This window comes from Diaphorobacter limosus, assembly GCF_033100095.1.
Lineage (GTDB): Bacteria > Pseudomonadota > Gammaproteobacteria > Burkholderiales > Burkholderiaceae_C > Alicycliphilus > Alicycliphilus limosus.
Genome location: NZ_CP136921.1, coordinates 3,545,457 through 3,556,658, shown reverse-complemented (window position 1 = coordinate 3,556,658; position 11,202 = coordinate 3,545,457). Strand labels below are relative to the sequence as shown.

Genomic DNA, 11,202 nt, shown 5'->3' with positions numbered 1-11,202 from the left:
GTCACTCGATCACAAACCTTAGCTTGGTGGCGTCCTTGCCCTTGCCACGCTCGCTGATGAGCGTGTCAAAGCGCTTGCGCAGTTCGTCCAGCGTGGCGGGCGAGCCGCCGTGGAGCAGGGCGAGTCGCAGCTCGCCGGTGGTGACGATGATCTTCTCCAAGCCGGACAGAGCTTCCTGCACGGCGCTGGCGAAGTCGGCGGTGACTGGCTCCGGCAGCTTGCGCGCGGCTAAGAAGGCTTCGATCTGCTTTTTGCTGGTAGCGGGCAGCAGGCCGAGGCTGGCTTGCGTGAACGGGTCTTCCAGGTTCTCCAGCAGGGTTTGCTGCCAGTTGGCCTGCAACTGATCCAGGTCATCGTCCAGCTTGTGCAGGCGGTTGGCGGCGGGCAGCAGCTCCAGTTGCTCGGCGGACGGGCGGAACTGGCAGTGCGGGCACACCGGGATGGCGAGCAGGGTGGGTTCGTCCAATGCGGAGCAGCTTTTCAGGCCGCCCAGCTCATCCTCGAAGGCGGTGAGCTGGCTGGTGGGCATCAGCGACACGTTCGCCAGCACACGCAGGCCCAGCAGGCGGTCGTCGCGGCGCAGGGCGTTGCGGGTTTTCTCCTCGGACACGCCCAGCCGCGCCTTGCTGTGGCTGGCGATGTAGGCGGCGACATAGTCCTTCTTGAGCTTGGCCAGCGTCTGGCGGCCTTCGCCCAGCACGGCGGCGACGCGCTCTGCCGTGCGGTCTTCTCCCAGTTTGTCGAACAGCGCCTTGCGTGCGGCTTCGGCCTGCTTCACCCAGTCGTGACCGGGCTGCAAGACCATTTCGGCCTGCGACAGGTAGGACGCGGTGCTGCCCAGTTCGCCGACCAGTTCCAACAGGCGTTCGACGCCGGTGAGCACGTCGAGATTCTTCTTCTGGAGTTCGATGTCCTCCGGCGTGATGCGCAGGTTCTTGAGCTTACCGACGGTGTTGTAGGGCGAGAGCGATTCGGTGAATTTCTTGAGCGCATCCAGCCGCGCATACCAGTCCTTGGCTTCTTCGTCGCGTAGCAGGTTCTGGCCCCAGAAGCCGAGCTTGCCTTGCTGGAGATCGGAGCCCGCCTTGAGCACACGCGGCACCAGTGCGCTGACTGCGTCCTGCAACCGCCTGACAGGCTCCTCCTTCCCTTGAGCGGCTTCTTGCGCCAGGCCTGGTGGCAACCCAAGCAATTCGAACAGCGCGCGCAGCACCGCAAGGTTGATTTCCTTGGGTGCTTCGATGTGCTTGAAGGCCTTGAGCTCGTCGAGCGAGCGTTCGGCCAGCAGGGCGAGCTTGCTGGAGTCGATCTTGTCGCCGGTGATCGACAGCACGATGTCGCCGGTGTACGCCAGCACGCCCAGCACCACGACGAGCAGGTCAGGCTCCAGTCGCTGCTTGTCCGGAGAAAAGTACTCGACATCCGTGCTGCCCGTGATGAGTTCGTTGCGGTTGAGCACCTGCCCGTGGCCCTTTGCCGCAAGCCGCTTCAACACTTCTTGCGCATAGCGCGAATGGGCCGGGTCGATGCGTTCGCCTTCCAGCACTTCCAACGCATCGAGCACGGCGGTGGCGTCCTTGGTGCGCGTGCCGCCCGCCAGTGCGCGCAGCGTGCTGCCGATGAGGGATTTGCGGTTGGCCTCGGTGACCAACACGGGAAACTTGGGGTAATCCGGCGCGATGTCGGCAAAACGCTGGCCCAACACCAGGCCTGAGACGATATTCACGATGTCGCGGAAGTTGATGCGTTCGTCCGCGCCCAAGCGTGCACGGTCGCGCAGCGACACGCCCTTGGCCCAGTCTTGCAGGGTCTTTGCCTTGCCCTGATAGGTGACTTCAAAGGCGGTGAGCTGCTTTTCTTGCAGCCACTTGCTCATGGCACGCAGGGCATCCTGCGCCTTGGACTGGTACACCGCCTTTGCGCCGCCGCTGGCGGTGGAGGTCAAGTCCAACGCAGCGGCGTATTGCGACAAGTGGCGCTTGTAATTTTCATCCGGCGCTTTCAGGCGGAAGAACACTTCGTCCGGCTGTTGGGTGTCCGAAAAGCGGGGCTTGTCGAATGGCTGAATGAAGTAGATGTAGAAGTCGCGCTCGGGCTGCGCCGTGGGGCGGTCGTTGGGCGCGCCGAAGAACAGGTAGCCCAGGCGCTCGACACGGTGCTCCTGCCACTCGATCTGGTATTGCCAGATTTGAAAGCCGGGATAGCGCAGGTCGTCGCTGCACTCCATCAAGGCCTTGATAGCGCTGTAGTAGGCGCGGTCGAGCGCGTCGTCGGACAGGGTTTCGGCGCGCTTATCGATCTGGGCGTCGTAGTCAATGTCTTTCTTGAGATCGAGGTAGTACTGCTCTGTGTCCGATGTTTTGGAGATGAACTGGCCGTTGACGGTTTTCAGCACCTCGCGCATAACGGTTTGCACCATCGAGAGCAAGTTTTCGGCGGGCTCGCCGGGCATGTCTTCGACGCCGGGCTGAAACAGGCACAGGGAGTCGCGCAGCTCGGCGGCGGTGGGGCCAATGGGAATGTGGATGTCGCCGCCGGTGGTCAGGCGGTGTACGGACAAACCATTGATAACACGCAGCGCCATCGGCTTGTAGGCTGGGCGCGTGAAGGCCTGCTGAATGCGGGATTCGAGCACTTCGGAGACGCGCAGCACTTCCTTGATGTTGGGATCGGCTTTCAGCACCGAGTTGCCCTTGACCGTGCTCCAGAAACTCTCAAAGGCGATCAGTTGCGGGCGGTCGGTGGGCACGTTCTGATCGAGGATGGCCTGCATGGCGGTCTCGATGGTCTTGAGCGCGCCGCGCTTTTCGGTGAAGTGAATTTGCTCGAAGGTCTTGAGGTAGTCCGGGTGAACGGGGAACAGACGCACGTATTCGTCCATGCGTTCGTTCATCGAGCCATAGAACTTGGCAAACGGCGTGAGGTATTCGCGAATCTTGTTCTGCTGGTCGGTAGTCTTCTTGAGCAGACGTGCGGAGACGACGAAGCTCACGTCCTGACGGTCGATCAGGATTTGCGTGAAGCGCTCGTTGACGCGGCGGATGCTGTCGGCCACGTGCTGGAAGCGGCCATTGTCGAAAATGGCCTCCTGCACGCCCGCGACGAAGCGGAATTTCAGGTGTTTGGCGACTTCGCCGATCTGGCGCAGGATGGCTAGGTCGAGTACCAGTTCGTGGTCGCGGCGCGATTGCAGGTATTCGAGGAACTCGTCCACCACCAGCAGCAAGCCCTGGTTCGGGAATTTCTCACCAAACGCGGCCATCATCTCCTCGAAGGAGTCTTTATTGTTCAGCTCCTGATCCGCCGCCGGGAAGGTGAAATCGACACCGAGCTTCTTGAGAAAGCGTTCAAGCTGCTGGGTGATGACCTGGCGCAGCGGCATTTCCAGGCCGCCCACTTCGATGCGCAGCACCTTGAATTGTCCGGCAATGGATGCCACCGCATCCACAACCTTGGGGTGGCGGATCATCGGCGCGTAGGCGGCGTCCTCGGCGACCAGCGACAGCACCGACATCAAGTGCGATTTACCGGTGCCGTAGTTGCCGACAATAAGCACACCCTTGTGATCGACCGCTTCGTCGAAGCCGAGCTGCGGAACCATGAGTTTGCTGATACGTTCGGCCATGTCGTCGGAGATGACGAAGGTCGAGACGAGCTTTTTGGCCTCGTCGGGGCGGTCGGCGTCGAGCAGTTGAACCACCGACTCGATCTGCTCGAACTGGATGAGATCCCTGTATTTCATGTTCTGTTTCCTTATTGGCCCTACGTCGCCTCGAAGACGACAACGCCATCGCGGGTGTAGTCGCGGTATTCGGGATGCCCCATGCGGGCATACACCAAGCGGTCATCCCGCAGCTCGCCCGGCCACACGGCAACGACACGGCGCGAGTGCGCCAGCCGCTTGATCATGTCGAGCGGGTTGATCTTCAGGCTTGGCTCGAACAGCACTTCGAGGTTGTCGAGCAACAGCGGTGCGTTGCCGCGTGCGGTGTCGGTGATGTCGCGTAGCAGTTCGTTGGTCGAGAAGCCGCGCTCGGCAACGGGCGTGGCCGCCAACCGATGCCCCAGCGTCGCACCGACATTGCGCGGGGCGACGCTCAGCCGTTGCGCCAACTGACGCAGGAGAAGGGTCTTGCTGCTGTTGCCCACCAGCAGGATCAGCTTGCTTTGCAGATCGCCAACCTCTGCGACCAGCCGTTCAAGCCTGTCGAGCACCGGGTTGCTGGAATGACCTTGCGGGACACGATGGCTCACTTCTCCACTCCGTCTGACTTGGAGTGGCCGTGCGTATCAATCCGGCTTGCAATCCAACGATCCAGTTCAGTGCGCCGAAAGCGCCACGTACCGCCCAGCTTGAAGGCAGGAATCTGGCCGTTGGCCGCAAGGCGATAGACCGTGCGTCGCCCTGCTTTCAGGTAGGCAGCGACTTCGTCGATGGTAAGGATTTCATCGGACGCTTCGTTCATGTCTATGTCTGCTGGGTGTGTGTGAATTTGTGCAATCTTGGCACAGATTGGCAATACCTCGAACATGGAGGCACCCAGCCAGTTCTGACGAGCATCCGGCTGAAGCCTTCTTTCAGCCGCCAGTGCGAGCGACCCAAAAGTACATGCCACAACGGCAACTTCCACCGGCGTTGAATTCGCGACACGCAGACTGCCGTGACAACACCATAAAGACACCATAACGACACCTTCATGGCGCGCAACTGGCACCTATGTGATCCTATCCGTCACCCTGGCGGCACCTACCTGAGCCGCTCACGACACCTTGATGTTTGACTGGCCAACAGTGGCAGCGCACCATGGAAGCACCATGGAACCACCCAACGCGCACGCATATGGCACCGTTATGTCACCTGGATCGGGCATTGCCGCTGGAGAGGCTGCGTTTTCACGATGACGGCACCATGCGGGCACTTGAATGGCACCATCGCGACACGCTGGCAACACGTATTCGGCACCGCGATAGCACAGTGCTTGGACGCAAAGAGCCACAAAGAACACCTGTCCCCAACCCCATTCGTCCCATTCTTTGTGCTGGCTGGCCAAGCACAAAGAATGGGGCCGCTGGGTCAGATTGCGGGAGAAATCGGGCACGGCGGCTCCTGGGGACAAAGCCGCGCGTTCCTGCGTCCGAAGCGACGGCTCCTTTTGCGGCCACTTGCCGCGCTGCCGCCACGCGCGGTCTTGTGGCCTGAAACGATGGCGTTACCTTGGCACCAGCCAAGCCATGCAGAATTGCGAATCCCTCAGATTGTCAGGATTTATCCTTCCATAGCGTCGGATTCTCAAGAATCCACACAATCGTAAGGATTCGTTGTCAAACGCTCCAGCATGATAGAAAATCCTCTCAAACGCGAGGATTAACCATGCACATACCCATCCCCAACGCCGCCGCCATTGGCCAGGTGGTGCGCGCCAGCCGCAAGGTGCAGAAGATCCGCCAGGACGACGCCGCAGGCAGCATCGGCGTGAGCGAGAACTTCCTGGGCAAGATCGAGTGCGGCGGCGAGACGGTGCAGTGGGGCAAGCTCTTTCAGGTGCTGGAGGGCCTGGGCATCCGGGTCATGGTGGACGTGCCCGAGAGCGTGGCGGCTTATCTGAACGACCCGGCCAATCACAAGGACAAGGGCAAGGGCAAGCCATGAGTGGCCGCTCTTTGCGCGCATCAATCAATCAGCAGGAAGTTGGCAGTTTGCAGGAAGTGGCAGGGCTGTGGAGTTTTCAGTACACCCCGGACTGGCTGGCCAACCCCAAGGGCTTTGCGCTCAGCCCGCACATTCCCTTGTCTGCGCAACCTTTGCTGGATGGCGCCAGCCAGCGCCCGGTGCAGTGGTACTTTGACAATCTGCTGCCGGAAGAAGATCAACGGGTGTTGCTGGCCAAGGATGCCCGGCTGGATGCGGCGGACGCCTTTGGCCTGCTGGCCTGGTACGGGGCGGAATCCGCCGGGTCGCTGACCTTGCTGCCGCCAGAGGCCGCGCCGCAAACCACCGAGCCCTTGCGCCCCTTGCCCGACGATGCGCTGCAGGCGCGCATCCGCCAGTTGCCCAGGGCACCGCTGACGCACGCCGCCGTCAAGCGCATGTCGCTGGCCGGTGCGCAGCACAAGCTGGCCGTCGTTTTGCAAGATGGCGCGTTGTTTGAGCCAGCGGGCGCCACGCCCTCCACCCACATCCTCAAGCCCGATCACCCGGACGCGGACTACCCCCATTCCGTGATCAACGAATGGTTTGTGATGCGCCTGGCCAGGCGGCTGGGCCTGGATGTGCCTGAGGTGCATCGGCGTTACGTGCCATCGCCCGTTTACCTGATCGCCCGCTTTGACCGGATCGCTGGTGAGCAAGGCTGGCAGCGCCGCCATGCGATCGACGCCTGCCAGCTGCTGGGGCTAGATCGCAGTTTCAAATACACCCAAGGCAGCCTGGAAAGCCTGGCCGCGCTGGCCAATGCCTGCCGCAGCCCGGCGGTGGCGCGTTCGCGGCTGTTTGGCTGGCTGGTGTTCAATGTGCTCGTCGGCAACAGCGACGCACACCTGAAAAACCTCAGCTTTCTGGTGTCGCACGAGGGCGTTCAGCTGGCGCCGTTCTACGACCTGCTGAGCGTCGCAACGTACGACTCACCGGCCTTCGACAAAAGCGGCTGGCCTGCGCAAACCCAATTGGCTTGGCCGATCCTGAGCGTGCGGCACTTCTCGGACATTCGCCGGGGCCTGTTGCTGGAGGCCGGTGCGGCGCTGAACCTGGTCAAAGGCACGGCCGAGCGCCTGCTGGAGAGTCTGCGCAGCCGCATCGTTTCCGAGGCTGAAGCGCTGTATGGCGAAGTCGAAGCCGAGAACACCCAGATCGCCCATGCCCAACCTGAGCTGGCGGCGACGATGGCAGGTGAGTCCCGCTGTGTCAGGGCCATTTCGCATACCGTCATCAAAGAGATGGCTCGACAAATTCGTTGACGGGTTGGTGCCAATTGCGATGTGTCCTTATTTTTCACCGCCCCGACATGGAGTTTGCATCCGCTGCGGCTGTGTTTGCCTCACTGCAGACTCCAAAAGCCCCTGCAAACGGACTATGGCTGCAGGATCGCCCAGTCCTTGCTGAGGATCGGTCTGAATCAACCGAGCGCGGTCAGCGTCGGCCCATCCCTCTGGCGCATCATCAATGGCCAGCCAGCTCACCAGTTGCGCCCTATCCACATAGCGCCGAATTTGTTGATAGCGGGTCGCCCGATCCCACCACGTATTTCTGTTTCGGGTATAGAAATCGCCATAGTCATTGGATGCCATGCGGCTGTTCCACGTTGCGCCGATGACGCGCTGCTGCAGCTCGGGCGGAAGGAAGCTGCGTGCCCGCGTGAACCTCAATTCACGCGCCCAACTCGTGCTGAGAACGATCTGCACGCCTGGGTAATTTTTCAGCGCACCCACCAACAGTGGCGCCCACATGAACAGAGCGCCTTCTGCGCGCAGCACTGGACGGCCCTTGACCAAGTACGCCTCGTCAGGGTGCAGGACTCCGTCAAAATCCAGGAACAGAATCACCTTGATCTTTCAAGAAATGTCCTTCGGTGTGCACCTACATGGCGGAGCCATCTTCGTGTGTCATCGCACGCAGGGCAGAAGTGACCCGTCACCGTGATTTCGACCTTGTAGGAACAAGGCAAGTCATCCATTCCTTTACCGCAGGCGCCCTGCCCGCGCATAGTCAAACTTCCCCGGCTGAATGCAGCCACCGTTCATGTCGGTCACCCCGCAAAACCCCACACCAAAGGCCGCGAACCCCAGCCGCGCCTGATCGCGGCTGTAGTCCAGACAGTCATGGTGGTGGCCATGGAACGCCTTGCCGACCCGCAGGCTGCGCGCCAGTTCATCAATCGCATCAAAGCCATGCGGATGCGCGCTGGGCGCCTCGTGCGTCACCAGAATATCGGCGCGTTGCGAGACCAGGCGAAAGTAATCCTCCGGAAAGATGGAGCTGCGGTGCTTGCGCGGCAGGCCGTCGCGCCAGCGATTGCCCCTGCCGCAGCGCGCGGTGAACTCCTTGGATGACTCGTAGAGCCAGTCCACCGGCGGCGTCCATACCTGCCCCCGGAACACACCGCCCAGTCCGGCAATGCGCACGCCATTGACCACGGCGACGCGGCCATGCAGGTTCCTGTCTGCCAGCGCTGAACCAAACAAGTGGTCGTAGTCGGCATCGGAATCCGTGTCGTGATTTCCGTGGATGAACCACACTTCGGTCATCCCAAGAATGGACTCCAGCTCCACGTCCAGCGGTCGCTGCGCCTGCAGGTCGCCCAGGAAGACGATGGCAGCCGGGCAATCCCTGGAGACGATCTCCAGCACATGCTGGAAGTGGCCGTGGGTGTCGCCAAAGAAGTAAATCATTGCGCCCTCGCCATTCGCAATTTGCGCTCCAGACGATCGCACAAGCGCGGCAAGTTGGAAACCCAGCCGCGCCTGACGATCTCTGCCGATTCAACCTCCTCGCCGGGATGCGCTTCGAAGTACCTTGCCGCAGCCGCCGATAGCCTCTTTTGTGAAGCAGGAAAGCTCCTGCCGATGACCATCGCCGCCACACGCATGACATTGGCCTGCTGCGCAGAACAAGGCATTTCACGAACACCTTGGGCAACCTCCAGGCAGCTCATCAGCATGACTTCTTCGGCCTCGCGTGGATTCGTCTGCACGACCACACCCAACTGCTGCATGAAGGCGCGCTCGTTCTCCGACACCTCGTACTGCGCCAACACCGATCCAGCAGCCTCGTAGAGGTAGCGGCAGGCCCGGCCATCAAGCCTGGCGGCTTGAGTGCGCGACGCGGCAAGAGCCGCCAGCACCGGATATTCGGCAAGCTGGTGAAGTGTCTGCATCACGGCTGGATCGCCGAACGCCTGGCCGCACACCCAACCCTCCCAGTCCCAGGCGTAGGCAGCACGTTCTACCCCCTCGACGATGGGGCGCCCGGAGCCATGAAGCGCCGCCCAGAACTCATCCCGCCATGGCTGCGGGATGTCTGCCAGATCAACGTAGTAGCGCCCGCCTTCCGCGTTGCGGATGGATACGCTGGCGAGCAATTCCTGCCGGGTCATCCCCCGTGGCAAGGCCTGACCCGCGTGCAGCAGCAGGGTGGCAATTTCCTCCTGTCGGGCCATCTTTTGCGCGGACGTCCATTGGCTGGCGTAACCCATCTTGAGCAGCAAGGCCCACTCCCGACGTAGAGCGTCGGCCTGCTTCTGGCTCATGGGCTGGGTATGGTTGGCGGTCATGTTCATCTCCCGTGAAGGATTGTTATCACCAGCATGGGCTTGCATGGAAGGGCAATTTCATGGATAGTTAGTTTAACTAGTGTTGTTAATTAAACAAGCATGGCACGTCCACGAACCGGCAGGCAGTCCTCCGCCGAATACCAACGCCGCTACCGGGAGCGCAAAAAGGCCCAGGGCGCGATGGCGCAAACCAACTGGATGCTGGACATGCGTCTGGCGGATGCGATCCGGCACGAGGCCAAGACCCGAGGCCTGCGCGAATCCGAGCTCGCCACAGAAATCCTGGGCGAGTGGTACGAGGCGCGGTTTGGCGGGCGGCTGCCACCGGCGCAGCCCGAACCGCTCCAGGGCACCGCCGCGCCCACGCCACCACCGACACCCATCAACGCCACGGTCGAGCTGCTGCTGGGCAAGTTGGAGGAGCTGGGTTTCATCATTCCGCTGCAGGGCATGGCCACGCAGTGCCTGCATGGGGACGAACGCAATGGCCTGTGGGCCACGGTCACCCTCAACGGGCTGGACGCCATCGAGTTCGGCCTGGTCGAGCGCAGCGACGGCCTGGCGCAAAACATCCTGCATTGTGTGGTGGACACGGTCGCGCGCCATGCCTGGCTGACCAGTGACGCCTATGGCGATCTGAACCAGGACAGGGACATCGGCACCAGGATCAACACCAAAGGCCTGCAGGCGCTTGACGATGTGTTTGCGCGGCTGCGCGAGTTCATCATGGCCAAGCGCAAGCCGCTGCACTACGAAGAAACGCTGGCCGCGCTACCGGGCTATCTTGACCAGGAGCCGTCACGCTCGCTGCTGGTACTGGCGTTCCTGCGCGTGGGCCTGGAACTGGTGCACGTGGCGCCCACCGATCTGGTGATTTCTGCGGCTGAGCCGCCAGAAAACATTGCGCTGCATGACCTGCAAGCCCTGGCGCAGTACGTTCGACAGGAATTCCTGCGCATGGGGAAAACGGTTTGCACCTTCCCGCTGTGGGATGGCGGAGAACTCATCGCCTTCGCACCCGAGGAACGGGCTTTCGTCTATGCCGGGCTACGGATGCCGTCACCTGATACCGAGGGAGGCAATCCATGAACACCAACGAAGCCGCCGAGCTGGCGGCAGAGTTGCGCAAGGCCGCGCAAGACCTGCTGCTGTGTGTCAACACCATCGTGGGGCAGGAGCAGTCCCTGGCTGCTGATTTGCTGAGGCATTTTCCGGGGCGGCTGGAGTTGCTGGCCTTGCGCGTGGCGCCGCGCCCCGAGCCCGATCTGCCGCCCGAGTGGCCGCAATGGAATGCGCCCGGTGCAGACCATTTTCAGGCCCTGCTGGAACGCCAGCGGTGGAGGTTGGAACGTCGTTCGGAAAGGAACTCATCATGAATCGGAATCTGCGTGCTCTGCGGCGCTGGCTTGCATGTGGCTTGGCCGTGTTCGGCGTTGGCCTGGCATGGGCACAAATGCCCGTGCCGCTGCTCGATGCCAATGTTCCAACAGCCGCACCCTCAGCCGCTGCACAGCAGCTTGAATCCTTGCTGCAATGCAAGGCCGGAACGGTGCTCAAGACCGATGAAGTGGAATCCAGGCTCCGCGCAATCGGCCTGGTCAAAGGGGCTGATGGCTTCTTTCTGCCTCCACAAAAGAGTCCTCGCCCTTCGCTGTTCGGGGACGAGGTGGTGGCAGCGCTGGTGACTGCCGCAGAGGGCGAGAACAAGGCGACCGTCTATCTGAAACGCCAGACCGGCAAACAGATGGCCAAACGGCTGGGCGTCAGCCGGATCGACGAACAGGCGGACACCGATGAGCCGTCCTACTTCAAGCAGACCAGCAAGAAGACGACCTTGCTGGTAGGCGCGGCGTCCGAGGTTTTTGTGGGCAATGACAGCATCAAGTACCAATCGTCGGTGGCTTGTCAGCACGCAGCGCGTTGATCGCCTGGGAAA

At 61.7% G+C, this 11,202-nt stretch carries 11 protein-coding genes; 5 read left to right on the top strand and 6 right to left on the bottom strand.

What is annotated here, in order from left to right; genetic code table 11:
• Position 1 precedes the first annotated feature (1 nt).
• From P4826_RS17055 to P4826_RS19745, 3 genes are read right to left on the bottom strand one after another with little or no spacing between them, the layout of a single operon-like run.
• Positions 2 to 3,742 (bottom strand): DUF6079 family protein, encoded by a 3,741-nt coding sequence (locus tag P4826_RS17055; RefSeq protein WP_317701549.1) that lies wholly within the window; start codon positions 3,740 to 3,742, stop codon positions 2 to 4.
• Between the two features lie 20 nt (positions 3,743 to 3,762).
• Positions 3,763 to 4,254: a BREX-3 system P-loop-containing protein BrxF gene (gene brxF / locus P4826_RS17050; protein ID WP_317701548.1), complete on the bottom strand. Its 492-nt coding sequence runs from the start codon at positions 4,252 to 4,254 to the stop codon at positions 3,763 to 3,765.
• Entirely contained in the window at positions 4,251 to 4,715 is a 465-nt protein-coding gene (locus tag P4826_RS19745) for a helix-turn-helix domain-containing protein (RefSeq protein WP_425605183.1), read from the bottom strand. The genes brxF and P4826_RS19745 overlap by 4 nt, the downstream gene beginning before the upstream one ends.
• A 656-nt stretch (positions 4,716 to 5,371) precedes the next feature.
• On the opposite strand from P4826_RS19745, the gene P4826_RS17040 reads away from it, so the two are divergent.
• Positions 5,372 to 5,650, top strand: coding sequence for a helix-turn-helix domain-containing protein (locus P4826_RS17040; protein WP_317701547.1), 279 nt, complete (start codon positions 5,372 to 5,374; stop codon positions 5,648 to 5,650).
• Positions 5,647 to 6,954, top strand: a complete 1,308-nt coding sequence (locus P4826_RS17035; RefSeq protein WP_317701546.1) for a HipA domain-containing protein — start codon at positions 5,647 to 5,649, stop codon at positions 6,952 to 6,954. The genes P4826_RS17040 and P4826_RS17035 overlap by 4 nt, the downstream gene beginning before the upstream one ends.
• Before the next feature lie 27 nt (positions 6,955 to 6,981).
• Here the strand turns inward: P4826_RS17035 and P4826_RS17030 are convergent, their stop codons facing one another.
• From P4826_RS17030 to P4826_RS17020, 3 genes are all read right to left on the bottom strand, one after another.
• Entirely contained in the window at positions 6,982 to 7,539 is a 558-nt protein-coding gene (locus tag P4826_RS17030) for an HAD domain-containing protein (RefSeq protein WP_317701545.1), read from the bottom strand.
• A 135-nt stretch (positions 7,540 to 7,674) separates the two neighbouring features.
• A complete protein-coding gene (locus P4826_RS17025) occupies positions 7,675 to 8,385 on the bottom strand; it encodes a metallophosphoesterase family protein (protein WP_317701544.1) in 711 nt (236 codons plus the stop codon).
• Positions 8,382 to 9,266 (bottom strand): hypothetical protein, encoded by an 885-nt coding sequence (locus P4826_RS17020; protein ID WP_317701543.1) that lies wholly within the window; start codon positions 9,264 to 9,266, stop codon positions 8,382 to 8,384. The genes P4826_RS17025 and P4826_RS17020 overlap by 4 nt, the downstream gene beginning before the upstream one ends.
• A gap of 99 nt (positions 9,267 to 9,365) precedes the next feature.
• Here P4826_RS17020 and P4826_RS17015 point away from each other — a divergent pair, with 99 nt between their 5' ends.
• The 3 genes from P4826_RS17015 to P4826_RS17005 are packed head-to-tail and all read left to right on the top strand — an operon-like array spanning position 9,366 to position 11,190.
• Positions 9,366 to 10,355 (top strand): hypothetical protein, encoded by a 990-nt coding sequence (locus P4826_RS17015; RefSeq protein WP_317701542.1) that lies wholly within the window; start codon positions 9,366 to 9,368, stop codon positions 10,353 to 10,355.
• Positions 10,352 to 10,642 (top strand): hypothetical protein, encoded by a 291-nt coding sequence (locus P4826_RS17010; RefSeq protein WP_317701541.1) that lies wholly within the window; start codon positions 10,352 to 10,354, stop codon positions 10,640 to 10,642. The genes P4826_RS17015 and P4826_RS17010 overlap by 4 nt, the downstream gene beginning before the upstream one ends.
• Complete coding sequence (locus P4826_RS17005; RefSeq protein WP_317701540.1) at positions 10,639 to 11,190, top strand: hypothetical protein; 552 nt, start codon at positions 10,639 to 10,641, stop codon at positions 11,188 to 11,190. The genes P4826_RS17010 and P4826_RS17005 overlap by 4 nt, the downstream gene beginning before the upstream one ends.
• The last annotated feature ends 12 nt before the right edge of the window (positions 11,191 to 11,202 follow it).